This window comes from Paenibacillus sp. 11B (assembly GCF_030487755.1).
Lineage (GTDB): Bacteria > Bacillota > Bacilli > Paenibacillales > Paenibacillaceae > Paenibacillus > Paenibacillus vandeheii.
The window spans coordinates 1550831-1577087 of sequence record NZ_JAUKNS010000001.1 but is presented as its reverse complement, the minus strand read 5'-3'; the positions used below and the strand labels follow the sequence as shown (position 1 = coordinate 1577087).

The window sequence follows — 26257 nt, the reverse complement described above, 5'->3', positions numbered from 1 at the left end:
TTCACGTCTAACTCAGAGACGTGGATTTTTTTACATACCTAAATAGATTCGTCCATCCTTGACGCTTCGAACAAGAGCCGAAAGGCACTTATAAGTTGGAAAGAAAGATTTTTAATCCTCTGAAATTCTTTCCAATTATAGTATGATAATACTATCGCTAGCTTCTTCAAACATGGCCTGATTTATCTCTGCGGCTAACGGGCAAAGGCCATATCGAATGACCACGAAGACCATCCTATAGATAAAGATAAGGAGATCCAAATATGACAGTAACTTCGATCATGGAACAAATCCGAATTATTGAATACGATCCCTCCTATGCTGCCGCAGTTGCTGATATGTGGAACCGCAGTAACGAAAGTTGGGGAGGTGGCACCAACCAGAGAACGGAAGATACTGTTCGCCGGGAGATGGAGACTTCGTCCAATCTTCATGTATTTCTTGCCGTTCATGAGACAGAGGTTGTTGGCTTCTGCAGTTTTGCCCACTACCGTTATGACGAGAATGCCCTGTATGTACCGCTATTGAATGTGCGCCCCGATTATCACGGCTACAAGGTCGGACGTAATCTGATCCTGAACGCCGTTCGCAAGACCGTGGAAGCGGGATGGCCTCGCCTGGATCTGTTCACATGGGCAGGCAACACCAAGGCTGTACCGATGTACAAGAAATGCGGATTCTTTTGGGAGAAAAAAGATGATAACGTGCATCTCATGAACTTTATCCCGACCATCTTGCAGACGGAAGCACTTGCTCCTTATTTTGAGGAGCTGGATTGGTACGCAGACAGCACGCGTGAACTCGTCATTGAGCCGGATGGCCGACGGGTGCGTGGTTTCGATTTCTTTGATTATTCCTGGAAAAAGGGAGATATCTCCTTGCGAGCCGAATTCGAGAAGTCTGGTCGCGGGCTGACGGCTCTCGAAACACCAGATTACGAAATCTCAACAGAGATCGATGATCATGATCTCGTATTTGGTTCCGCATACAAGGTTCGCTATCGGATCGCGAACCGCTCAACTTCCGAGTTGAAATTCGAGATCAAGGGCCAGGACAACAAAAATATTCGTTTTGCGTTGGACGTTGCAAGAACGGTTGCTTCGGGAGAAACGGTAATTGTGGAGGGTGAGTTCCACCTTGATCCGGTTCAAGAGGAGCAAAGCCAGAATAAGACTCATCCCGTCGTCACGAGTACATGGCTGATCGGTGGCAGAAAGGCCGAGTTTCGTACGGGCGTTGCCCCGAAATTCCCGGCCAAGATCAACACAGCGTTGCCCGTAAAAGAGCTCTATACAGGCATCCCGGCCGAGCTGTACCTGAACGTAGAGAATAATTTTGATTCCGAAGCGGAATTCACTTTTGACCTGCCGGAGGATGCATTTCTAGAGTGGACAGAACCTTCGGTGCGCTTCACGGTCCCTTCAAAAGGCAAAGCCTCTGTACCGGTAACCTTCACCTTGCGTTCGTATGGTCTCTATTCGAGAGAAGTAGAGGTAACGGCTGTTCCGACGGATAGACAGGCGGTCTCTTTCACAACCAAGCTGTCTGTTCTGATGAAAGGTACACAAGGACGTTATGGCGGGGAAAACGGAGATCAGTGGGTGGCCGTGAACGGTGCATTCTCCCTCCATATGAGTAAGCAAGAGAACAACATGTGGATTGAATACCCTGGCTCGGTTCACACGTTCTGGTGGACCTATCCAAAGCTGGGTAAGCCATTTGCAGAAGAGTTTTCTAAGAAACAAGCCAAGGAAGTGAACATCTATCCGGAGGGAGAAAACCAGGTTCTCGAAGCACTGTATGAATCGGAAGACTTTCCTGGTTTGGAGATCAAGTCCGTTGCCAAGCTGTCTGCTAATGGAATCGCTGAATTTCACCACGAGATTGGGAATACTCGCAGCGCAGAGCTGGAAGAAGATATGTTCTTGATGACGAACTTCGGTTTCTTCGGCAATCGGCTTATTCTCCCGTACCAAGGCCGTTATGTGGATATGGGTGATGCGTACTCTGGCGATCCGAGCCATTGGGACAGCTCCCAAATTACAGAGAACTGGCTGTTCTGTAAGGAAGAGTACGGTGCTTGCGGTATCTATTGGGACCCTTCCCTGAAGCTGCTTCGTCCGGAACATACACTGGGGTTGCAGCATGAGCTTGGCCGAATTCCAGCAGGAGCCGTTGTACGAACAAAGGCGACCGTATTTGCTCTGAACACCTTTGCCAAATGGCATGATTTCCGAGCTTTCGCTCGTAAACAGCCGATCACGGTTGTACCGACGCTGGACAACCATCTTGAGCTGGAATTGGGTGGTGGTAATCCGTTCGCCCAGGATGTGCTGACAGCAGAACTAATTGAACGGAAAATGGTTCCGCTCGCCGGACAGCTGGAACTGTACGTGCAGAATGGTGGCGCAACGGAGCATTTAGCTGGTGATATGGAATTAAATCGAGAGCAGGATCTGCGCTCTGCTAAATTGGAGTTCTCCCCTAAGGAAAAGGGTACGACCGAAGAACACGATCTTGGCTGGAAGGTTCAGGCCATATATCGAGGTGAGGATCGGATTCATGAACGGACCGCCCTTTGGTATCCGCAGACAGGAACAGCCGTTGATTGCGTGATTGAAGAAGGTCCAGCAGGTCCTGTGTACACGGTGATCAACGGAGTTCTTTCGTTGGCAGCTGCCCCTGGCTTCGGAAGTGTCGTGCATTCCTTGAAGTACCAGGGTGAAGAATGGCTGGACAGTACGTATCCGGAAGCAGCTCCACGTTCATGGTGGAATCCATGGTATGGCGGACTTGGTGTGGGTATCCCTGGTATGAACGGTTTCAGCCGTCAGTTGGAACAAAGAAGTGCAACTTGGACGGAGCGGAAGGATGACTACGGTAACGTCTGGAAAGGAATTCAGATCACGACTCGCATCGAGAAGCATGAAGCGAATCGGGGAATCACGGTACAGCAGCATTATCTCATGCTGCCGGGCGTTCCTGTTCTCTGTGAGTTGCATTCGGTTACGAACGAAAGTGGATTGGCGCTGGATTACTCGCTAGCGGAGGAACATTTCTTCAAACCTTCGCCTGTCTTTGCTGATGGTTGGCTGGAACACCCCGAGCAAGGGCGGTACCCTCTCGGAAAGGTAGACGGATATCTTCAGTCCAAGGGTTTCTTGCGAATGGGTGCAGTTTCGCGTAAAGACATGCTCCATGCAGTGAATCGTTACCCTAATCAGAATGCTGCGGGGTTTGTGAACAATGTGGTGCTTGGTCACAATGTGTATCACAATCTGCCACTGTTGAACGGGGAAACGGTCTGGACAGAGCCGACCTATCTGATCTTGGGGCAAATTCCTCTGAATCCAGAGGATGTACGTGGCCTTCTGCAGCTAAACTTTGCAACTTCAAAAGGTGAAAAGGAGGCTTAACATGCCGATTATTGATATTCATATTCATCTGTCGGACATCGACAGCTTTCATCGAACGGCGATCGATTTATCGAAAGTGGATTATTCTGCCGCTGGCCTCAAGGCGGAGTTTGATAAGAACGACGTTATTCTTGGCATCGGCATGGGGGTTACGGAGCAGTCGAAGGGAGCATTCCCGGATTCCAGTTCTCCCAACCCGATGGGACTTGATTTGGAAGAAACCGTTCCGTCATTCCTCATGGAATGCGTCGGCATTAATCCAAACCAGCTTGGTGGTGAACACGCTCAGGACGAGCTGGATCGGATTGAAGCACGATTGCAGGCGCCTGAGGTAGCTGGAATCAAACTATATGCGGGGTACTATCATCACTACGTATATGACAAGATTTACACTCCAGTCTATGAACTGGCAGCCAAGTATAATGTGCCGGTGGTTATTCATACAGGGGATACGTACTCCATGAATGGTTTGCTCAAGTATGCACATCCGCTAACCGTAGACGAATTAGCCTTTCAACAGCGCGGTGTGAATTTTATGATCTGTCATTTGGGAGATCCTTGGGTGATGGATGCTGCTGAAGTCGTGGCGAAGAACCCGAACGTTTACGCAGATTTGTCTGGTCTTGTGGTCGGTGATCGGCCCCAATTCGAACGGTTTATGAACGAATCCTTGTTCATGGATCATTTCCGCCGGGCGCTGGTGTATTCAGATCATTACGAGAAAATGCTGTTCGGAACTGACTGGCCGCTTGCGCCGATCGATCTGTATGCCGAATTCGTCCGCCGACTTGTGCCGGAGCAGCATCATGAGAAGGTATTCTACGAGAATGCTTTTGGACTATTTCCGCGTATTAAACAGCGAATTGCAGATCTGGGTTAGGCACCAGATCATTAGTATCTGAGGGGAATGTATGCCATGTATGTCATGGAAGACATACGATGTTGATGCTGGATTCCTATCATGTAAGCTAAGCTCCTGACACTTCTGGTGGCAGGAGCCTTTTTTTATCCGGGAAAACAGTGAATTCTACCTACGGCTAACTTGGAATGAGTAAGGGATTAGGAGAACAAAGGTTGAGTTACCATCTTCATATATTTTTTTAAGTCGTCTTTTGCATGTGAGTGTTGCTCCCATACCCCAAGGCTCCAACTCATATAACGGATGCCAAGATAACGGGACGCCAGAGAGAAGTATTTTTCGAATTGCTCTTGTGGAATATCGTATCCGTGGGAACTTAGAGCCTCCCGATATATCGCTACTTGTTTTAAGTGGCTACAGCGTAAAGGAATATCGAAGAACAGGGAGCCATACCTTGCTTCCTCCCAATCGATAAAATAAACATTCTCATTGTTATGTACCAGTACGTTTCCGGGATTCAGATCATTATGGAGCATCGTATGCATATGTTCATCTTTGATTAGAACTTCAAGATCATCAACGATGCTACTGGCTACAGCTTCAATTTTCGATATGATCGGTAATCCAAATTCCTCAATGAATGCCGGACTTTCTATAGCGGTGTTCCACGAAGGTCTCCAACGTTTTTCCATCATGTCGATGATGTGATTTCGATCCACAGTGGGTATCCAGGGAAGTTCTTTTTTCGACCCCATATTCGTTCCATGTATGTAAGCCAGCGCTCGTAATTCTTTATTCTGAAGCAGTTCCATATCCAGATGGCTATAATCGGTTTGGTAGTCCACATCCTGAATGCAGATCAAGCTGCGATCTTCAGTATGAGGTTCATTTGATAGACTAAAGGGCACATTAGCCCCTTGTGAAAATAATCTGGACAAGGCGGAGCGTTCAATGAACGTAGCCTTCTTCGTAACGAGAGAAAGGTCCGTTTTTACTCCATTTACTATGAGCTCAATATGATGTCGAAGCAATTCTACGGCCTGAAATCCTGCTTGAATAGAGTTACTTTCCATGCTTAGGATGTGAGCATCCGAGAATACATACTTATTAATCGTTTGTTCTATTAATGGTTGTACTGTGATAGGTTCCATACTCATCTGTTATCTCCTTTCTGTCGGTCAGTTAGTAGCATTTTTAATATTATCATTGAGGACTGGCTCTGCCAGAAGCATAAAGTTATTAATAAATCCATCTTTCTGAAGGAATATGGCTTCCATTTTTTGAGTGTTCATATCATAATAATAGATTCCTCGTTTCTGATCTGTACCTGCATCTGCTTGAATATTTTCCCCTAGGAAATAGAAACCTTGTCCGTCTTTAGACAAGAACAATCCACCGCTAGCCTTAATCGGGAGGTCAATCTTCTTTCGTAGTCCTGTTTTAATATCAACGATACTGTATTCAATTGGATATTTGTTAATATGTTTTGCCGTGGCAATCAGAATCTGATCTCCCCTTGCGGATAGAGTTAGAATTTGTTCCTTGTCCAGTTCAACAACCTTACGTGTCTGTTTCGAAATTCCATCAATCTCGATGATGGTATGTTTTGGAGGAACCATAGGCGTTTGGTTTTTATTAGACTCTTCCATCTGATGAAATTGCTCATCTTCTGAGAACTGAATGGCATAGGTTTTGCTCGTTTCCGGATTATATGTAATTTCCCATGTGGTTGTATCCGAGTCATTGTCATTTAATATAGTTATTTCATGACTTTCTTTATCAAAGAACATGACTTTGACAGGGCGTTCTCCCTTCTTTACTGCAGCTAGTACCAATGTATTGTCAACGGTATTCGGAATAATCGTATTGATTGCAAATAAGCCTGAGCTCATCTGCTGAGTCGTTTTTGTCTTTAGATCATAAGAAAATAACTCATCACCCTTACCTTCTCCACTTCCTGAATAGTAAATGGTTTCATCGGCTAAAGAAGCTACGGTTAAGGGGTATTGGGAGTTATAAGGTAGTTCCGCCGTTTTAGTTATAGATTTAGTAAGAAAGTCATAGGTGTATACATTCATGATCATGCCGTCACTGGTATCCGTTCCATTCACATATTCCGTGTTCGTAATCGAAATATATTCTTGTGGCTCAATAGTTGTCATTTCAAGTGGGTTCACTTCTTTCACTTGATTTTTTCCTGAACTACATCCCCCAAGAAGAAGTAGAACAATCATAACTAAAATGAATTTTGCTCGGAAAAATTTGCTTTTCATGATCTCATCATCCTTTTCATCAGAGAAGATACTATAAGGCGACGTAAAATCGTCTTCTTTATAATATATTTTTTTTAACCGTGTAGGAGTATCAGTCTTTAAATAAAAGAGAAAAAGACCATTTAAATGAAAAAATCAAGAATAAATGGCCATAAGGAATGTTCGTTGCCTTCTCTAAAAAAAATATTTTCTGCAAACGTTTTTCTTGCTGAAAGATTAGATACGATCTACCGATATAAAGTTATCCCATACAAAATTGGACACTAACATCGTAGAAACGGAAGGTGGATTTATTGTTAATCGCGAAGGCGAGAGAACGCATGATCAACATGTCGTTCAGAGTCAAATTACCGCTGATGATCAGTTTGCTGGTAACAATCGTATTGGTGGTAACAGCGATACTCTCTTACAGCGTAGCGGCTATCATTACGCTGGACAAAAGTAAGGATGAAATTAAAGCAACTTCTGACCGGATTGGTGCAGGTTTGCTTACCTCACTAACGCTGGAAGAACAATCGACGTTTCTGATTACAGCGCATCGCACTTTCCGGGATTTACTGGAGATTCGAAATACGGAAGGACAGAGTGACGAAACATTTTTCTCGGAAAATAGTGAACTGGTGGATAAGGCCAACGGAATTTTAGCAGACAGCTTGGCAGGGATGAAGGGCAACAGCGTTCTTATTCTGTTGGACCGAAAAGGTACCGTTGTTGCAGCAAACAATCCTGAAATACTCGGTGGGGAACGCACCAGCCGTACGTATTTCCAACAGGCCATGCAAGGGCAGAACTTCATCAGCGAAGGTGTGATCTCTGAATCGTTAGGGACACTGGGGACCGTCTCTGCCATGCCGATCTATAATGATAACAAGGAAGTGGAGGGCGTGCTCGCATCTACGGCCTCGACCTCATTTTTTGTGAACCAGCTGCAGGACATCAAAATTAATGAAGAAGGTAAGGTCATTATTCTGGATCGTGTAGGCACCGTGATGTTTAATTCCGCAGATGAGAAGACGGAGGGACAGAAGCTGGAATCCGGTGAATATCAATCACTGGTTGATCTGCCTTCAAATGGAGAGCTGCAACAAGGTGAAATTAGCACGGAGGATAAAGTTGTATTCTATTCCAAAATCCCGAGAGCGGACTGGACAATTATTGTTGAAGATAAGTTAAGTGATGTACGGAAACCCTTGGTTGCTATGGCCAATAAAATGTATATTGTATTGTTTAGTGCCATTGCGGTATCTGTCATTGCAGGCATACTAATCTCGCTGCTTGTCACCAAACCAATCTCGAAACTGACTGTATTGTTCAGACAACTTGCTAGCGGAGATCTCACAGTACAAGCTGAGGGAACATATAGCGGGGAATTCAAGCAACTGGTGGAGAGTTTCAATACAATGGCAGAAGACAATAAACAATTGATCTCCAGCATGAACCACTCTATCGGTGTTCTGAATGCAAGTACAACCGAGCTGGACAGGTCCACACAGCAGACGTCGGCATCTATTGCGGATACAACGACGACCGCAATGGAAATATCACGGGCGATGGAATCTCAGGCGAATGATACGGAAGCCATTGTGGATAAATTCATGAATGTGGGCAACAAGATTGAGAATGTGAACGAGATGTCCCAGGCGGTCAAGCAAAGGGCGGATGGAATTACCGAAGCATTCAAAAATAATCAAGCCGTTATTGATGCACTTATCGCGGTGAATGATCAGAACGAGAGCGAAGTTCGCAATATCTCGCAGACTACTCTACAACTCGCTGAGAGCTCTTCCGACATTCATCAGATCACAGGCACCATCGCCGAGATTGCGAATCAGACCAAGCTGCTTGCCCTGAATGCTTCCATTGAGGCTGCAAGAGCAGGGGAGCATGGGCGTGGTTTCGCTGTGGTTGCTTCCGAGATTCGCAAGCTTGCTGAACAGACAACGTCACAGTCCGAGGACATCAAGCGAATTGTAGGCAGAACGATTGAACATGTTGATCAGAACAATAGCAGTGTACAAGCGATCGAGGCGATTACACAACAGCAGAAGAGCAGTGTTAACCAGACCAAAGAGACCTTTACTTTTGTCACCCAAAACATGAATGACATGATGGATCAGGTTCAGGCTATCGCTTCCGAGATTGAATCCATTGAACGTGATAAGGATGACGTTATTGGAGCAGCACAGAATTTGTCAGCATCAGGGGAAGAAGTATCTGCATCTGTAGAGGAAGTGTCGGCTACAATGCAGGAACAGTCCGGCATGACCGAGCATTTGGCAGATATGGTGCAGACCATTAATGGATTGACCAAACAACTTGCCGAAGAATCATCCCGGTTCAAAATAAAATAGAAACAAGAAACAAGAAACAAGAAACAAGAAACATGGGGCATGTAGCACATGGGTGTTAAAACTGTAACGTTCTTGGTTCATTTCGAACTAAGAACCTCCTTTGAAAGTAATAAATACTAATCCGATACCCCAGCATACAACTGAACCTCCAAGCCCTATTTAGTTAAGGGCGAGGAGGTTTGTTTTTTTATAAAAAAAGATCTGATGACATTGGATAAATCCTTTATGTAAAAAGTGAGGTTAACAACGAAACATTTACTGTCTTATTTACGTTTGAATAGGAAAGTAATGTAAATTTAGAGTGAGAAGGTGGTAACTTGATGCAAACACGAAGAAAAGTATTCATTTCCTTCATCGCGTGTCTCTTATTCATTCCTTCAGTAGCTTCGGCTAAAGAAGCTCAATTGAAGGCACCTGTGGTCAAAGCAGTGAAAGTGAAAAAAATCTGTCCTTCAGTGATTCTTGAACCACTTCAAACGCTCATAGACGAATATGAACTGAATAAAACAGAAGAAAAGATCGAAGTGAGTATTATGCTTAGATATGATCTAAACATATCCAAACAAAAGTTTTTGAAAACGAAATTCTCTGCGTTCAAGGACGCTGTCACCGACAAGGAGGGATTCGGGGGATACAGTTTTTTTGCCAAGTTGACGATTACCGAAATAGAGGAAGTGAGTACATGGGAGGCAATCTCTACCATCTCACTCCCATCGGACACGGTGTCCATCTATTAAGTATGTTTATGTTGAGAAGCCTAGAGTAAGCTGATTCTATGGAATCTAGCGAAGTATAAGGTTTTTTTTATGATGTTTCAAAAATATAGGAGGGCAGTATTTATCCAATTCCTCTGACAGAGATAATAAATCAGAGCTGTTTTGGATGCTCATCCATTTTTTGCGAACTCAGTTTATGTATACATAGAGAAGGTGAAGATATATTTTCCTCTGAGAATCGCGTAAGGGGGGGATTCCTCAGGAAACGATCAGATTTAAGCTTACAGCGGGTAGCTACACCATAGGAGTCTTAGCTTACGATTCTGCTACGTATGCCTTGGATTGGACGGGGCAAATATCGATTCCGTGACAGATTTATAGGAAGAGAAATTTATAACAAAAGCCGGTCAACCCTTATGGGTGCCGGCTTTTGTCCTATTTGTAGTTTCAAGATCAGTGAGGTTATCGTACGAACCAACTGAGCGGCTGCGACGAAGTGTCTGCGGTATCCCGAAGATCATGGGCCTTGACATTGCTGCCGTAGATCATGGAATCACTGCTCAGTCGATAGGAAGGGAAGCTGTTCTCTGATTGCAGGCGAAGGCAAGGCTCGAAATAGATCTGTTGCTGTTTGTTAATGAGAAAAGGAAGCGAATCCGATTCAATCCGAATGTCATCACTGTCCGGCTCGCTAACGATCAGAAGCACTGCAGTACCATCACATCCGCATCCATCGGTGTCATAAAACAGCTTGAAATAGCCTGGCCGATCTCCCAGCATCGCGTTAAGTCTTGATTCTGCCAGCGGACTGACCTGAATGATCATAACGTCGTTCACACTCCTCTAATACCTTATGAATTCGCTTACAATCTAATATATGGAACATGAATGCAGAATAGAAGGTAAAATAAATGAAAAGAAGCGAAATCGCATTCATATAAGGCTTATCTACAAGGAAAACAGATATTACATATCTCAATGAGTGAGGAGTTTTTTGAGGACATACCCATGGAGAGATGTCGCTGATTCAGTCAAGCAACGGTACACAGATCGTGAATGCCTACGACAAGCTGTTTATTTGACTCGTGAATATGCCTCGGAATGAAACCCATTTCATCCCGATACCTTATCTGGTATGATAAGCAGGAATATTAGAGAAAAAGGATGGTTCCACATATGACACCGATTACTATATATGACATCGCCAAAGAAGCGAACGTATCCGTATCCACGGTCTCCCGTGTGCTGAATGATACGGCACCTGTGCGTGCAAGCACGAGGGAGAAGATCATGTCCATCATTGATAAACACCAGTTCCAACCCAACGCGCAGGCGCGCAGTCTGATCAAGAAAGAAACGGGAACGATTGCGATCATCCTGCCGGACATTACGAATCCTTTCTTTCCGGAAGTGTTCTGGGGAGCGGAGAACGAGGCACGTGGATTGGGGTATACATTCTTCCTGTGCAATACGGCCGGGGATTACAGCCGGGAGTCCGAGTATTTGTCCATTTTGCGCGAGAAGCGGGTAGATGGCATTATTTTTCTCGGTGGACGAATCAATATGCAGGTCTGTCCGGATGACATGGCTCAGGAATTGATTGATATGGGCAAACGCATGCCGATCGTGCTGGTTAATGGCAATATTGCCAAAGGTGGATTCCACCGCGTGTACACGGATGAAGGGGCAGGGGCGGTTTTGGCTGCTGAGCATTTGCTCGAACTGGGACATCGGGATTTTGCTTTTGTGGGCGGTTTGAAGGAGTTGTCTACCACGATGGTTAAGGTCAAAGCCATTCAGAAAAAACTGCGTGAGCATGGACTCGAAATTCCCAAAGAACGCCAACTGCTCGGAAGCTTCTCCATTGAAGACGGCAAACGAGAGATGTCCAAGCTGCTGGATCGCGGAAATCCTCCAACTGCGGTGATCTGTGTGAACGACTACACGGCAATTGGTGCGATTAAGGCGACCATTGAGCATGGCTTATCGATTCCCAAGGATATTTCCATTGTCGGTTTTGATGATACGCCGCTCGCCAGCGCGGTTATACCGGAATTAACGACCGTATCCCAGAATACGTATCAGCTGGGTAAGCTGGCCGTAGATAAGCTGCATGAGCTGATTAATCAGGGCAATCCGAAGAAACAAACTGTTCTGCAACCAGATCTTGTTGTACGCCAGAGTAGTGGACATGCACCACGATAATTGGGGAATGTTTGGAAAAGAAAGCGTTGACATTCCTTCGGAGGGTGAAATATAATGAGGTCGTGAATGAAACCCCTTTCATAAACTGGAACGGGTTTTAATTTTAAACTTTATGAAACCCATTTCATGAAACGGGTTTCAGTTGTCTGATCTTCCATTCATATTTCGAGGGGGCGTACGGTATGAGAAAAAGTTTAAAGGTCATTTCGTTATTGATGTTGGTCATGGTTATGGGTTTGACAGCCTGTAGCAAGGGGGATAGCGGTGCAGCTGGCGGCAAGGTCGATCTTAGCATGACGATCTGGGGCTCGGAGGATGAGAAGAAGATTTATCAGGAGAGACTCGACATTGTGAAGCAAACCTATCCCGATATTAATGTGAAACTGAACGTTGTTGCCGGGGACTATGACCAAAAGGTCCAGACAATGATCGCCGGAGGAACTGCACCGGACATCATGATGATTGCCGAGAACTATCAGGCGTACGCCTCCAAAAATCAAATTGTTCCGCTGGATGATATGATCCAGGCCAACAATGTGAATATGTCAGAGCGTTATTCGGACGACATTGCAAACCTGATGAAATTCGATGGTAAACAGTTCGGAATGCCGGACCGCGCAGGAGCGATGGTGCTCTTTTATAACAAGGATCTGTTTGACAAGGCTGGGGTGGAATATCCGACCAAAGAATGGACACAGGAGGATTTGCTCGCCGCTGCTCAGAAGCTGACGGTGAAGGAGAATGGCAAAACGGTTCAATGGGGTTACTACCCGGGCAGCTGGTGGCCGCAATGGATGCAGCTGATTTATCAAAACGGTGGTTCCCTGTTTGATGAGAGCGGCAAACCTACCTTTAATACCGAACCTGTACGTAAAGCGTTGCAATTCATGAATGACCTTACCTTCACACATGGTGTGGGGCCGACACCAACGGAAATTGCCGACATGGGAAATATCGGTGCTGACCCATTGTTCGCCCAAGGCAAGATTGCGATGGAAACGACGGGATTCTGGAATATCGGTTCACTTGCCAAGGTGGAAGGCATCAATTGGGACATTTCTCCGATATGGGGAGAGACCAACGCATTCTTCAATGGCTTCACGATTACGAACGCATCCAAGCATAAGGAAGAGGCATTCAAAATCATTGAGGCGCTGACTACACCTGAAGCACAATTGCCGATGATCAAAGCGGGTCAGGATGCCCCGGCTACGAAGGCCGGCCTGTCCAGTGATGAGTTCCTGAATGCAGAATACGGCGGCAAGAAAATCAACATGGCTGCTTTCAGCGAATCCACCATTTACGCAGAACCATTCAATCCGCAATGGAATGAAATGATGAAGCTCATTAATGACAAGCTGGGTGTCTACTTCAACGATAAAGCCTCACTGGACGATACGGTGACTGAAATTCAGAGCGGACTGGAAAGAATCTACAAATAGCATCGACAGGGAGCAGACGGAATTCGGCATGAATCCGGGTTCCGTCTGCTCGCTTCGTTATGGGAGGGCTTAACGTGAGAAAAAAGGACGGGAAATGGTTTTATATTTTCATCTCGCCTTGGCTGATTGGATTCCTTGGACTTACCCTGGGTCCGATTCTGTTTTCCATCTACATGAGCTTCACCAATTGGGATCTGTTCCAGTCTCCTGAATTCATCGGTGTGGACAATTACAAAAACCTGCTGACCGATGATCCGATCTTCTGGAAATCCGTCGGCAATACCTTCTTCTACGCATTAATATCGATTCCGCTGGGCATGTCCATCTCGCTCTGGATCGCCTATTACCTTAACAAAAAAATTAAGGGTATTACCTTTTTTCGCATCCTGTTCTATCTGCCTTCCGTCGTTCCGGTGGTTGCAAGCTCACTACTCTTCATCCATCTGCTTGCGCCAACGGAAGGGTTAATTAACCAGGGGCTTGCCATCTTCGGCATTCAGGGTCCTGCGTGGCTTCTCGATCCAAACTGGGTTAAGCCTGCCTTGATTCTCATGTCACTATGGGGCGTTGGGGGCGGCGTGGTACTGCTGCTGGCGGGTATGAAAGGTATCCCTCAGGAGCTGTACGAGGCCGCCGCCATTGATGGGGCGAAGAGCTCGCAATCCTTCTTCCACATTACATTTCCGATGCTGACTCCCGTCATCTTCTTCAATCTCGTCACCGGAATGATCGGAGCGCTCCAGACGTTCGCACAGGTATTCATCGTCACAGCAGGTGGACCAGACAATGCCAGTCAGATGGTCGTTCCTTACCTGTTCCAGAATGCGTTCCAGTTCTACAAGATGGGGTATGCATCGGCCATTGCCTGGGTGCTGTTCATCATCATCATGGCGTTGACCCTGGTTGTGTTCCGTTCGTCGGCGCTATGGGTGCATTACGAGGAGGGAAAAGCCAATGAGTAATCCATCCACTGTGGAGAAAACGATATCCTACATCTTTCTGATTCTGGTTGGGGTGCTGCTTGCTTCCCCTTTCCTGTACATGATCTCCATTGCCTTGGCGAGTGATGCTACAACAGTAAAATCAGCCTTTACCTTCATACCACTCGAATTCCAATGGTCCAATTTCTACACAATCTTCACGAATAACAATCTGGGTACGTATCTGAAAAATTCAGTCATTATTACCGTGATTACCATTGTCGGATCGGTATTGTCCGCTTCGGTCGTATCTTACGGCTTCGCTCGGATCAAGGCGAGAGGCAGTCGGTTCCTGTTCATTGTACTGCTCAGTACAATGATGATTCCGGGCGAAGTGACGATGGTGCCGCAGTTCATCATCTTCCGCCATCTGGACTGGATCAATACATTCTTTCCATTGATCGTACCGAGCTTCTTCGCTGGAGCGTTCAATGTATTTCTCATTCGGCAGTTCGTCATGAGCATTCCGAAGTCGCTGGATGAAGCTGCCATGATCGACGGCATGGGACATCCGGGAATCTACTGGAAGATCATTATGCCGCTCACGTATCCGATACTTGCTGCCATCGCCATTTTCTCATTCTCCTATAACTGGGGGAACTTCATGGGGCCGCTCATTTACATCAATGATCCGGAGAAAATGCCACTCGCGCTCGGTGTTCAGCTTCTGACTACCGTAGGTGGGGGACAGATGCCGCCATGGAACCTCGTTATGATTGCTTCCCTGTTCCTGACCATTCCGATGGTGCTGGTGTATCTGTTCGGTCAGCGTTATGTCTATGAAGCGAATATCAGTGGCGGCAGCAGCGGAATCAAGTAACGGGAGGTGCAGCATTGCAGAACCAGCCAAGCGTGAAAGCCAGCGACCGAATACGATACTGCACATGGGGAAAGGGGCGTATGCATCATGGATCATAACAACCCCCCTTTTGAGAACGACAGGAATGATAACCATGTTCATACCAAGCATGATTACAAAAATCGGATTCGGCATGACAGGAATGAACATAACAAGCATCGCCGGTGGTGCAAGCAGAGCTACATTCTGATGAGTGTGGCCCTGGTCGCGCTGCTTGCTGGAGGAGGAATTATCATCAATCATTTTGTCAACGAATCATCCAAAACAATTGCATTCCAAGGTGAACCGGTACGTCTGAAGCTGGAGCAGTCCTATGATCATTTTGAAGGCTGGGGTACGTCGCTCGCGTGGTGGGCCAACAATCTTGGAGGATGGAAAGATCAATCAAAGGTCGATGAAGTCATGGACCTGGTATTTGACCCGGAGAAAGGACTTGGTCTGAACATTGTTCGCTACAACATTGGCGGAGAGGAGAATCCCGACATGAAGGCCCTTCGGCCCGGAGGCGATGTTCCCGGCTTCCAGCCTGAACCCGGCGTGTGGGACTGGGAGGCAGATGCAGGACAACGTGCCATATTACAGGGTTCTCTCGAACGTGGGGTCAACATTGCCGAAGCGTTCTCCAATTCACCACCCTACTGGATGACAATCAGCGGTTCGGTTACGGGTGCGGTGGATGGCAGCAACAATCTGCGAGAGGATCAGTATGATGCATTTGCAGATTATCTGACCGAGGTCGTGAAGCATTATCGCGATGAGTGGGGCATTACGTTCCGCACGCTTGACCCGCTCAATGAACCATCCTCGGACTGGTGGAAGAAGGGCAATATGCAGGAAGGCAGCCATTTTACCAATGACAAACAGGCCAAGATTATCCAGAAGGTTGCGGCATCGCTCAAAAGTAAAGGACTGGATGATACGGTCATCAGTGCTGCGGACGATAACAGCATTGACGAGACCGTTCACAATTTCAGCCTCTATGATCAGGACACGCTCGATGTGATCGACCAGATTAATACGCACTCCTATAATGGTAGCAAAATGGAAGAACTGCGCACGCTGGCTGAACGGTATGGCAAGAAACTGTGGATGTCCGAGTACGGAACAGGCGGTAGCGAACCGCATAGTCACGAGGACATGACTTCCGTGCAGGAACTGGCGGAGCGCATCATGTTTGATCTGAAAATCATGCAGCCTTCTGCATGGGTGTATTGGCAGGCCGTTGAAGATGAAGGTGCCAACAATAACTGGGGCTTTATTCATGCCAACTTTAATGGAGAAGAGCAGTATGAGATGACCAAGCAGTATTATGGCATGGCCCAGTTTACGAAGTTCATCCGTCCAGGTGCAAAGATTATTCCAACAGATGATGGGCGAACACTGGCTGCCTATGATGCAGAGCAGAAGAGACTGGTATTGGTCATTCGCAATGAGTTATCTGCCGGAACTACAGCATTTGAACTGGGGGCGTTTGACCTCAATAGTACGTCTACGGCACAGGTGTACCAGACGTCACCGGATCGGAACATGGAGGAGCTTGAAGATGTTCCGGTGTATGCCAATGGATTGGAAGTATCGACTGCGGACAATTCTATCACCACCGTGGTATTGGAAGGCATAACAATGCAGGCGAACTGAGGGTTAAGCAATATCTAATTTTGAATTACAGGACATATGAACTTAAACACAGAGAAGGAGGGCTTATCTTTGACAGAGAAACCATCCCTTTTGCTTCAGGAGCAGGAGAAGAGTATACAGGCCAGCGCTGAGCGCAGCGTTCAATCCGAACTGACTTACGATCAACGCAGCTTCATCATGAATGGAGAACGAGTCTTTCTGAACAGTGCTACCATCCATTATTTCCGCATGCCGAGGGAGGAATGGAGGGAAGTATTAATGAAGGCAAAGCTGGCTGGCATGAATTGCATTGATACCTATTTTGCCTGGAACGTGCATGAACCGGAAGAAGGACAATGGTCGTTCGAGGGTGACAATGATTGTGGAGCCTTTCTGGACCTTTGTGCAGAGTTAGGCATGTACGTCATCGCGAGGCCGGGTCCGTTTATTTGCGCTGAATGGGATTTCGGCGGCTTCCCGTATTGGCTGGAAACGAAGCCGGGAATCAAGTTCCGACAAAATAATGAAGCCTATCTCTATTATGTAGATCTGTATTTTGACCGAATTATTCCAATCATCCGCGAGCGCCAGCTATCTGCCGGAGGCACAGTTATTCTCGTACAGGTCGAGAATGAATACGAATATCTGATGGATGATGCAGCAGCGAGTGCTCATATGAACCATCTTCGGGATAGCTTGCTTTTACGAGGGATCGACGTTCCGCTTATCACCTGTGTGGGTGGTGCGGAGGGCACAATCGAAGGGGCCAACTTCTGGTCGGGTGCTGATGGGCATTATGCGAAGCTTCGGGAGAAGCAGCCGGATACACCGAAGATCGTTACAGAATTTTGGACGGGATGGTTTGAAAATTGGGGTGGGCCTTCTGCCATTCAGAAGACGGCGCCATTGTTTGAGAAACGCATGATGGAAATTCTTCGCACCGGCTATACCGGAATCAGTCATTACATGTTCTACGGCGGGACCAACTTTGGCGGATACGGTGGCAGAACCGTGGGCAGCAGCGATATTTTCATGATTACCTCTTACGATTATGATGCGCCGCTGAACGAGTACGGGCGGGTGACGGCCAAGTATGCTGTAGCCAAAACGTTATCCTATGTTGTCCATGCGTTTGGAACATTGCTGATGGAGACGGAGGAAGTGCCAGCAGAGCAGATCAAGGTGCGTCATCCACACGGCGTTTCGGTACGAGGCAGGTCTAAAGGCAGCGAGAAGATATGGTTCCTTGAGAGTCACAAGGATGAGCGGGAGACGGTTCACGTCACGCTGGAGGAAGGCCGGACGCTCCCTGTATCTCTGAATCCGGGGCAGATTATTCCGATACTGGACAGGGTGGAGATTGCCGAGAATGTATACCTGACAGGCGGCACGATGATTACGGGCAATGAAGTAGTGCACGGGGAATTGACTCTGTTCATCATTGCGGATGCGGGACAGCGTTCAGTCGTGGAACTGGAAACGAACGCCTTGAATGTAAAGCGTAGCAACATGCAAGTACTGGTTGAACATGATCAGTTAAACGGAGCCTATCGCTTCGATCTGGTACATTTCCGAGAGCCAGGCATCATTCATCTGGAGGCAAGCGGTATCTCCATTCGGTTTGTGATACTGGACAAGGAAATGATGGATCGCACGTGGAGAATCGATGGAGGTGGAGAGCCGGATCAGCTGCGATATGCAATCGGATTTGATGATATTGATGTCTCCCTTTCAGGGCAGGTCACAGGGATGATCTCTGATCCGAATCGAAATATTTTGCTTCTCGGGAGCTGGACGGAAGGTGAACGGACGTTGACTGGACATGAGTTCATACACGGAGAAGGAAACGATTCACAGAGCGGCGTACAGGATGGACATGTTCAGGAGTCATCCGCAGCCATTCAGCATGCGCAGTTCACAACGCCACCAATGCCACCGAAACTGTCGGGTTCCCCTGAGCTGTCTCGTGTGACATTGACAGCGGAACAGCGTGCTTCGAGTGGTCAACCCGATCATTTTTCCCAGTACGGACAGGATTTTGGGTATTTGTTGTACGAGTGCGACTTCGACCGTCCGGAGGATGGAATCACCACGCTCATTCTGCCGGATCTTCAGGACACGGCCAGAATATATGTTAATCGTGTGGAGAAAGCGCTGGTGCGTCAAGTTGGTGCAGCCGGTGTCCAGGTGCAGACGACGAAAGGAAAGAATACACTTCAGGTGCTGGTACAGCATATGGGCAGGCTGAATTTTTCTCCATATTTGGGTGAAAGCAAAGGTCTGGCAGGACCTGTGTATATCGGTGGTTCCGTTCAGGATATCCGCCGGAATTGGCGGACTGAGCATGGGGTGGTTCACCTTGATGAAGTGAATCAGCTTCAGGAGGCTCCGCTTCTGAGCAGAAGCTTTACGCTGGATGGCATGGACCGTGCGATTCTCGTTGGAGCGGTGAGCCAGGGGTTACGCATCAATGGCATGGATGTGCCGATGGATGGATATCAGGACTGGTTTTCGTTCAACACATTGGATCTTTCCATTTACTTACGACCGGGAGAGATCAACACGCTGGAGATGCCTTATCGCAGAACACCCTTGAACCGGTTGGAACTGATCCTTTACCGGAGCGAAGAGGAGTTGAAGGATTGGCGCATGGCAGGTACGGATGCCTTGCTGCCGCAACAATGGGAGACGTATGAGGCATCAAATGAGTCAGGTGATCTCACTAAAAGTGGGCAGGCTGCTGGCTATAGTGGCAATCGTAGTGCCATTTCTGTGGGTAGCGATTCGCATGGTCAGCCTGTTTGGTACCGCTGGCGCTTCTCCAAATCAGCTGTGCCAGAACAGTACCGAGTGAACCTGATGCTTCGCCTTACCGGGATGAGCAAGGGAACACTTCATCTGAACGGGCATCATCTGGGACGTTACTGGCAGATCGGTCCGCAAGAGGATTACAAAATTCCGGTATCCTGGCTGCAGGATGAGAATGAATTGCTGCTGTTTGATGAGGAAGGCCGGACGCCAGAACGGGTGCGCTTCTTGTATGATAACTTGTCCCAGTATCCATGGGTTGTGGTCGAGTAAATCTTCTTTTTATTGTACCCTGCAAGGGAACGGGGTCTGTTCTAATCAGTCGTGTCCTGTTCTAGGTAGTCGCCTTTATTCTCTTAGCCTCTCTTAGCGGAGACTGCTCGGATAATTGAATCTATAGATTCTGAATCTCCGGGCAGCTCGGTTAAGATGGATGGACGATGAGGATCGCTATTACCACTTATTGAAACCGTTTACATAATAGAATAGCGTGTAGTCACATGATCTGTGAGGGGGGTGATGTTTGGCAAAAGAAAGATATTCCTGTCCCACATTTTGGATAAGGAGATGACCCATGTTCACAACGAAAAGATGGAGTACAAGGTTATTCACTACTTGTAAGTACGGCATGATCATCCTGCTCGGAGCTGTGCTTCTATTCATCACGTTATTTCCCAATACAGCCAGAGCAGCAACCAGTGTATACACGATCTCGGCTTTTACCAATACGAGCGAATCCAATCTGTATATCTACGAATCCTACAATGCGACGAATTACGGTTTGCTTAAAGGGCCTGCCTATACACCCCCGGCCAATCTGATCCGTGATCCCAGCATCATGAAGCATACGGATGGGCTGTATTATGTCGTTTATACTACGAACTGGTCAGGCAATACGATCGGCATTGCATCCAGCCCGGATAAGGTGAACTGGACGTTTGTCCGGAATATTACGCTATCTGCACCCACCACGATTGCACATACCTGGGCACCGGAATGGTTCAAAGACAGTAATGGCAGTCTGAACATCATCGTGTCCATCTCCCCAGGCAACTATGAGAACTTCAAACCTTATGTCATCACGGCCACCAATGCAACGCTGTCTTCCACAACGTGGTCTGCTGCCACAGAGCTTGCAGGCATTGCACCCAACTACATCGATACCTTCATCGTTAAGACCGGCTCAACTTATCACGCATTTACGAAGAATGAGACAACCAAATATATCGAATATGCTACAGCTACTTCTCTCACCGGACCTTACACGTTCAAAGGGACAGGCGATTGGGCCGGCTGGGGCTCATGGGTAGAGGGACCTGCGCTCGTCCAGCTGGATAACGGTTCCTGGCGAATCTATTTTGATGCTTATTCCACGCAAAAATATTATTACAGCGACTCTGCCGACGGGTTCCAGACCTGGAGTACAAAGCAGGAGCTTGCCGGTCTGACCGGATTGGTTCGGCACATGACTGTGTTGAAGGAGACAGGACAGCCAGGCGATATTCGAAGGTTGGAATCGTACAATGTGCCCGGCAGCTATATCCGCCATTACAACTATCAGGCCCAAATTGACACCAATGTCAGCCCCGCGGTGGATTCACAGTTTCGCATCGTTCCTGGATTGGCTGATTCATCAGGGGTATCGTTCGAGTCCATCAATTATCCGGGCTACTTCTTGAGGCATTACAACTATGACATTGTACTTGTGAAAAATGATGGCAGTGCAACCTTCAAAAGTGATGCCACGTTCAAGCGTGTTCATGGTCTTGCCAACTCTTCCTGGACTTCTTATGCATCCTTGAATTACCCTGACCGTTACTTGAGACATGTGAACAGCGTGCTTCGATTGGAACCGATCGTAACGGCAGTTGACAAGTCGGACGCCACCTTCAGGGAGATTGCACAGTAAAGCGTGAAAAGGTTCAATTAAACTCATTTTACTTCTGAAGGAGTGAATCGAATGAAATGGTTGAAACGAATGGCGGCTCTGTTGATGACAGGCAGTTTGCTCACAGGAAGTCTGGGCTTGGGTACGGAAGCATCCGCTGCGGGTTCTTATACAGCCACGGCTGATCCCTCGAAGCAATATCAGACGATCGAAGGTTGGGGAACGTCCCTTGCCTGGTGGGGGAAGGTGGTTGGAGAGTACTCCAATCGGGATGAATATGCGGAAAAGATGTTTAGCCCTACCAACGGGCTCGGTCTGAATGTTCTTCGTTATAACATTGGAGGCGGCGATAATCCTTCATCGAATGTTCTGGAATATCGCAAAGCCGTGCCGGGATATCAGCCTTCCCCGGGCGTGTATGACTGGAATGCAGATGCCAATCAGAGGTATATGCTGCAAGCAGCCAAATCATATGGAGTTAACGTCGTTGAAGCCTTTGCGAATTCTGCACCCTACTGGATGACGATTAGCGGAAGTGTATCCGGTTCGGCGAATGGTGGCAATAATCTCAAGTCGGATTATTATGATGATTTTGCTGATTATCTCACAGAGGTCGTGAAGCATTTCCGGGATAACTGGGGCATCACGTTCGATACGGTAACCCCGCTTAATGAACCGATCTCCACTTGGTGGAAGCTGGGCAATAATCAGGAGGGCATGCACTTTGATCGAGCAGATCAGAACACGATTCTGAGCCAGGTGCAATCTTCACTCACAGCAAAGGGACTGTCAACAAAGCTGAGCGCACCGGAAGAATACAGTCTGGATGACACAACTACTTCCTTCAACAGTTACAGCAGTGCTGTGAAGTCTGCGATCAGTCAGATTAACACACATACCTATGGGGGCAGCAATCGTGCATCGTTGCGGAATACAGCGACTTCAACGGGAAAACATCTCTGGACCTCAGAATATGGAGACGGGGATGCCAGCGGACTAACGATGTCACGCACGATCCTTAAGGATATACGCAACATGGGAGCCAGTGCGTGGGTGTACTGGCAGGCTGTAGATAGTGCGGATGGTTGGGGATTTTTCAAAAACGTACTGAATAACACGCAAACGACCAGCTACACCGTGAATCAGAAATATTATGTCATGGGCAACTACAGCAAGTTTATTCGTCCCGGAACCAAGATCATCGGCATGAGTGATGCCAATACACTTGCCGCCTATGATGCTTCTTCCGGCAAAGTGGTACTGGTGACTACCAATTCGGATTCGAGTGATACAGCGGTGACGTATGATTTGAGTCAGTTTACAAGTGTTGGATCGTCTGCTCAAGTGTATCGGACATCCTCTACGGAGAAGTTGCAGCAATTGACCAACATCAACATTCAGAATAAAAAGTTTACAGCGACCGCCAAGGCGGGCTCGGTTACGACCTATGTCATATCCGGCGCGACGTATAATGGCAGCACAGGATATGAATCCGGGGCGATCTACAAGCTGATCAACCGGAACAGCGGTCTCGCTCTGGATGTCAATGGGGCTTCCACTGTCGGGGGTGCAACGATTATCCAGTGGAACGATAATGGCGCAGCGAACCAGCAATGGAAGTTGGAGTCTGCGGGCAACGGTTATTATAAAATCCGTAACGTAGGCAGTGGTCTGCTGCTGGATGTAAATCAGAGTTCCACGCAGGGTGGAGCTGCATTGATCCAGTGGCAGGATAACGGCGGCAACAATCAGCAGTGGCTGCCCGTGGACGTTGGGGGTTATCTTGTTCTTGTGAACCGCAACAGTGGTCTAACAGTAGATATCAATCAAGGGTCCATGAGTGCGGGAGCTTCAACAATCCAATGGGCTGACAATGGCGGGGCCAATCAGCAATGGAGCCTCGTTAAGGTCAATTAGCTTCTGTCCATGTTTGGAGCAGCGTCAGGAGGTGAGGGAGGGGAGAGGCATCAGCTGAAGCTATGAAAAAGCCGCGGTGCTCCGCGGCTGCATGAAGGCCAATCATGATCCGCCCTGTGTATGAGCAGGCTAACCAGAATGTGCTGGTTAGCCTGCTTCGGTATGTTTGACCTGACTGGTCGACTTGACCGACTTGGTGTGAGCATCCTTCCGTCATCTTCATTCTTCGTTTAATCCGGCTTCCAGCGCCTTACCAATGGCTTCCAGTCTGGACGTGACGCCAAGCTTGCTGTATATGCGATTGATATGCGTTTTTATGGTGCCTGTCCCGATATTCATGCGGCTCGCGATTTCACGGTTTGCATGTCCATGGGACATATGGATCAGTACCAGCCGCTCTTTCGGGGTGAGTGAACCGACGGTTTCCATCAGGTGGGGAGCCGTGGAATCCTGCCCGAAAAGAGGGCGGGGGTTGAAGGCCTCAAGCACCTGCTTCACATAAGAGGTGGACGGTTTATTTCTGATGCTCCATTCATGGCTAGGCTTCAGCTGCATATAGGACTGGATCAACCCGGCTGAGGCGGCGCTCTCCTGCAAAAACAGGGTAATAAAATCTTCGGCTTCTGCCAGATGAAGCGCTTGGCCTATATAGATCAGTGCGGCATCCATTCGTCCCGAGCCGGAGAATGCCAGTGCATGAAGTAGATTAGTTTCAATAGCTTCGATGGGGCGTTTCTCCTGTTCAGTCAGTTGATCAAGCCGTTCAATCAGCGGCAGGGCCTGCTCTGTTTTGCCCATTAGGATGAGAAAGCGTGCCAATTGCAAATAGATATGCAAATGATAGATGGAGATGGGATCTGTGGCAGCAAGTTTCCACCGACCAATCCAGTCGATGGCCTGTCTGGTATCACCATTCATCAGGAGCATGCGAGCGAGCTCTGCCTGCACGTGAATGACGGCATCATCCATCTGCTGCTCTTCCAGTTCAGCCACTGCTTCGTTCAGGTATTGCACCGCTTCTTGATGCCGTTGCTGAAGAGTTAGGCTGCGCGCCATGTAGATCCAGCCGGGAAGGCGGATGCTTGCGCGATGTTGTGTATCTTCAAACAGATCAGCGGCTTCCATGCCCAGTTGAATATAATGCTGTGCTTGGTCCATTTCATTCCAGTGATAGTGCAGCTCGCCGAATCCAATATAGAGCCAAGCCAGCACAGGCTGATTCAGATTGCGCATCAGTTCGATAATGTGCAGCAGAAAGGGCTCTGCGATAGGCTTGGCAAGCTGTCCGAATTGACCGCGGAATGCACCAAGCATGGTAGGATGGGCAGGCCCGTCAAACATACCAAGAATAAAGTTGCCCATATGGGGCAGATGCTCCTGGAACTGCTGAAGATTGTTCAGTGCAGCCAGATTGTTCTGTTCGTTGAACGTCGAGTAGAGCGAACGCATTAGCACCAGATTGCCGGATACCGATTGGCGCTCAGTTTCAGTCCAGTTCGCCCCGTCTGAGGCAAGCCTGCGTTCCATTTTGCGCAGTTCGGATTCAAAGCGTATACTTTGGCGTCCGAATAGGAGCGAGAGCAGATAGGAGAAGTGCAGGGTGGGCCGGGCAAGCAGCACGTATTCAGGCAAAGCCCCCAGCCAGCGGCCAATCGTCGACCATTCACGCATGAGGGTACGATCCGCCATGTTCTCCAGCAGATCGGCCACCTGATCATAGTTGCCTGCGGCTAGCCATTGCTCTATGGCTTCTTCGGGCATGTGCTGCGACATGCACCACTCGGCAGCCCTGCGTCGTCGTTCATTCTCCCTGCCGGGATATAACTTCATGAGCTGAGCGAGCAAAAACGCGGAGAACAGGGGGTGAAAACGATACCAGCCTCCTGCATCATGTAGCGGAATCAGAAACAGGCCTGATTTCTCGGCTTCATCCAGCATAAGTCCGGGCTGTGGGTGCTGGCTGACGGCTCCGCACAGAGCGGCGTTGAAGCGTGGCAACACACTGCAGTCCATCAGAAATTGCTGCATTGCCGGAGCAAGGTCGCGGAATACTTCCTCCAGCAAGTAGGATTCAAACAAGCGAGGGTTACTCGTAAGCTCTTTGAGCACGTGGTATGTGCTATGCTTTTCCATCGCGAGAGCAGCAAGCTTCAATGCAGCAATCCAACCTTCGGTACGATCCACGAAGGAACGTGAGGTCTGTTCGGGCAGCTCCAGTTTCATCAGATCACGGAAAAACATAATTCCTTCCGCCTCCGTAAACCGCATATCATCGGCTTCAATATGGAGCACTGCCTGTTCAAGCTCCAGTTTGGCAAGTGAAAGATCGGGCAGTTCACGGCTGATCAGAATAACATGCAGGCTGGCAGGCATGAATTCAAGGAAATAAGCAAAGGCGTGCCTGATTTCATCCGCCTGAATGAAATGGAAATCGTCCAGCACGATAATCAGCGGCCCAGCCATTCGACTGAGTTCATTCAATAGATATACCGTCGCCATCTCGTTGTCGCCACTGAGGAGCAGGTGATTGAACGCATAGAGCTTCACACCGAATTCAGGCAGGGCGGTTTGAATACCGGCTGCGATATATTGCCAGAATCGGATAAGCTCGTTATCTCCGGCATCTAGTGATATCCACACCAGCGGCTGTGTGATCTGGCTGCACCAGCGGCTGACCAGCGTTGTCTTCCCATATCCGGCAGGCGAAGTGACCAGCGTTAATTTTCGAAAAAGTCCTTCAGCGAGTAGATGATTCAGACGTTCACGCTCCAGTGTGGGAACATGGAGGTAGGGCAAGCTCAGCTTGGATTGAAGGGTCATCAACATATATGTTTCCTTTCCTGATCATTCGGAGTATATCCCCCATAATTCGACAAAAACACAGGAATTCCTCTTCATCTGCTTGTCCTTCCGAATTCGCGCATGC

The 26257-nt window shown here is 47.9% G+C and carries 16 protein-coding genes; 12 read left to right on the top strand and 4 right to left on the bottom strand.

What is annotated here, in order from left to right; genetic code table 11:
• Positions 1–263: 263 nt before the first annotated feature.
• Positions 264–3416, top strand: coding sequence for a GNAT family N-acetyltransferase (locus Q0V21_RS06985; protein WP_079350520.1), 3153 nt, complete (start codon positions 264–266; stop codon positions 3414–3416).
• 1 nt (position 3417) lies between these two features.
• Positions 3418–4296 carry an amidohydrolase family protein gene (locus Q0V21_RS06980; protein WP_079350519.1) on the top strand — a complete coding sequence of 293 codons (879 nt, stop codon included), beginning with the start codon at positions 3418–3420 and terminating at the stop codon, positions 4294–4296.
• A gap of 179 nt (positions 4297–4475) precedes the next feature.
• On the opposite strand, the gene Q0V21_RS06975 is transcribed toward Q0V21_RS06980, so the two are convergent.
• Together Q0V21_RS06975 and Q0V21_RS06970 are read right to left on the bottom strand one after the other, a co-directional pair.
• Positions 4476–5432, bottom strand: coding sequence for a phosphotransferase (locus Q0V21_RS06975; RefSeq protein ID WP_079350518.1), 957 nt, complete (start codon positions 5430–5432; stop codon positions 4476–4478).
• 21 nt (positions 5433–5453) lie between these two features.
• Positions 5454–6548 carry a hypothetical protein gene (locus tag Q0V21_RS06970; protein WP_301878178.1) on the bottom strand — a complete coding sequence of 365 codons (1095 nt, stop codon included), beginning with the start codon at positions 6546–6548 and terminating at the stop codon, positions 5454–5456.
• Between the two features lie 293 nt (positions 6549–6841).
• On the opposite strand from Q0V21_RS06970, the gene Q0V21_RS06965 reads away from it, so the two are divergent.
• Together Q0V21_RS06965 and Q0V21_RS06960 are read left to right on the top strand one after the other, a co-directional pair.
• Complete coding sequence (locus Q0V21_RS06965) at positions 6842–8899, top strand: methyl-accepting chemotaxis protein (protein ID WP_301878177.1); 2058 nt, start codon at positions 6842–6844, stop codon at positions 8897–8899.
• Positions 8900–9219: 320 nt separating this feature from the next.
• Positions 9220–9636, top strand: coding sequence for a hypothetical protein (locus tag Q0V21_RS06960; RefSeq protein ID WP_301878176.1), 417 nt, complete (start codon positions 9220–9222; stop codon positions 9634–9636).
• A 441-nt stretch (positions 9637–10077) separates the two neighbouring features.
• Here the strand turns inward: Q0V21_RS06960 and Q0V21_RS06955 are convergent, their stop codons facing one another.
• On the bottom strand, positions 10078–10440 hold the full coding sequence (locus Q0V21_RS06955) for an iron-sulfur cluster biosynthesis family protein (protein ID WP_079350514.1): 363 nt from the start codon (positions 10438–10440) through the stop codon (positions 10078–10080).
• 351 nt (positions 10441–10791) lie between these two features.
• Here Q0V21_RS06955 and Q0V21_RS06950 point away from each other — a divergent pair, with 351 nt between their 5' ends.
• The 8 genes from Q0V21_RS06950 (at position 10792) to Q0V21_RS06915 (ending at position 23331) form a co-directional block, all read left to right on the top strand.
• Positions 10792–11820: a LacI family DNA-binding transcriptional regulator gene (locus Q0V21_RS06950; protein ID WP_301878175.1), complete on the top strand. Its 1029-nt coding sequence runs from the start codon at positions 10792–10794 to the stop codon at positions 11818–11820.
• Between the two features lie 182 nt (positions 11821–12002).
• On the top strand, positions 12003–13262 hold the full coding sequence (locus tag Q0V21_RS06945) for an ABC transporter substrate-binding protein (RefSeq protein WP_079350513.1): 1260 nt from the start codon (positions 12003–12005) through the stop codon (positions 13260–13262).
• Between the two features lie 74 nt (positions 13263–13336).
• On the top strand, positions 13337–14224 hold the full coding sequence (locus Q0V21_RS06940) for a carbohydrate ABC transporter permease (protein WP_079350512.1): 888 nt from the start codon (positions 13337–13339) through the stop codon (positions 14222–14224).
• Positions 14217–15062 carry a carbohydrate ABC transporter permease gene (locus Q0V21_RS06935; protein WP_301878173.1) on the top strand — a complete coding sequence of 282 codons (846 nt, stop codon included), beginning with the start codon at positions 14217–14219 and terminating at the stop codon, positions 15060–15062. The genes Q0V21_RS06940 and Q0V21_RS06935 overlap by 8 nt, the downstream gene beginning before the upstream one ends.
• An 87-nt stretch (positions 15063–15149) precedes the next feature.
• Positions 15150–16739 carry a glycoside hydrolase family 30 protein gene (locus Q0V21_RS06930; RefSeq protein WP_301878172.1) on the top strand — a complete coding sequence of 530 codons (1590 nt, stop codon included), beginning with the start codon at positions 15150–15152 and terminating at the stop codon, positions 16737–16739.
• A gap of 69 nt (positions 16740–16808) precedes the next feature.
• Positions 16809–19799, top strand: a complete 2991-nt coding sequence (locus Q0V21_RS06925) for a beta-galactosidase (RefSeq protein ID WP_301878170.1) — start codon at positions 16809–16811, stop codon at positions 19797–19799.
• A gap of 301 nt (positions 19800–20100) precedes the next feature.
• Positions 20101–21435: a glycoside hydrolase family 43 protein gene (locus tag Q0V21_RS06920; RefSeq protein ID WP_079350510.1), complete on the top strand. Its 1335-nt coding sequence runs from the start codon at positions 20101–20103 to the stop codon at positions 21433–21435.
• A gap of 51 nt (positions 21436–21486) precedes the next feature.
• Positions 21487–23331, top strand: a complete 1845-nt coding sequence (locus tag Q0V21_RS06915) for an RICIN domain-containing protein (RefSeq protein ID WP_079350509.1) — start codon at positions 21487–21489, stop codon at positions 23329–23331.
• A gap of 219 nt (positions 23332–23550) precedes the next feature.
• Here Q0V21_RS06915 and Q0V21_RS06910 read toward each other — a convergent pair whose 3' ends face one another.
• The gene (locus Q0V21_RS06910) at positions 23551–26157 is read right to left on the bottom strand and encodes a winged helix-turn-helix domain-containing protein (RefSeq protein WP_079350508.1); all 2607 of its coding nucleotides are present in this window, start codon (positions 26155–26157) and stop codon (positions 23551–23553) included.
• Positions 26158–26257: the final 100 nt, after the last annotated feature.

Excerpts from the sequence above, each read along its gene's own strand:
- Q0V21_RS06950 (WP_301878175.1), top strand. The coding sequence starts at position 10,792 with ATGACACCGATTACTATATATGACATCGCCAAAGAAGCGAACGTATCC.
- Q0V21_RS06970 (WP_301878178.1), bottom strand. The coding sequence starts at position 6,548 with ATGAAAAGCAAATTTTTCCGAGCAAAATTCATTTTAGTTATGATTGTT.
- Q0V21_RS06935 (WP_301878173.1), top strand. The coding sequence starts at position 14,217 with ATGAGTAATCCATCCACTGTGGAGAAAACGATATCCTACATCTTTCTG.
- Q0V21_RS06985 (WP_079350520.1), top strand. The coding sequence starts at position 264 with ATGACAGTAACTTCGATCATGGAACAAATCCGAATTATTGAATACGAT.
- Q0V21_RS06910 (WP_079350508.1), bottom strand. The coding sequence starts at position 26,157 with ATGTTGATGACCCTTCAATCCAAGCTGAGCTTGCCCTACCTCCATGTT.
- Q0V21_RS06980 (WP_079350519.1), top strand. The coding sequence starts at position 3,418 with ATGCCGATTATTGATATTCATATTCATCTGTCGGACATCGACAGCTTT.
- Q0V21_RS06915 (WP_079350509.1), top strand. The coding sequence starts at position 21,487 with ATGAAATGGTTGAAACGAATGGCGGCTCTGTTGATGACAGGCAGTTTG.
- Q0V21_RS06920 (WP_079350510.1), top strand. The coding sequence starts at position 20,101 with ATGTTCACAACGAAAAGATGGAGTACAAGGTTATTCACTACTTGTAAG.
- Q0V21_RS06955 (WP_079350514.1), bottom strand. The coding sequence starts at position 10,440 with ATGATCATTCAGGTCAGTCCGCTGGCAGAATCAAGACTTAACGCGATG.
- Q0V21_RS06975 (WP_079350518.1), bottom strand. The coding sequence starts at position 5,432 with ATGAGTATGGAACCTATCACAGTACAACCATTAATAGAACAAACGATT.
- Q0V21_RS06945 (WP_079350513.1), top strand. The coding sequence starts at position 12,003 with ATGAGAAAAAGTTTAAAGGTCATTTCGTTATTGATGTTGGTCATGGTT.
- Q0V21_RS06960 (WP_301878176.1), top strand. The coding sequence starts at position 9,220 with ATGCAAACACGAAGAAAAGTATTCATTTCCTTCATCGCGTGTCTCTTA.
- Q0V21_RS06930 (WP_301878172.1), top strand. The coding sequence starts at position 15,150 with ATGGATCATAACAACCCCCCTTTTGAGAACGACAGGAATGATAACCAT.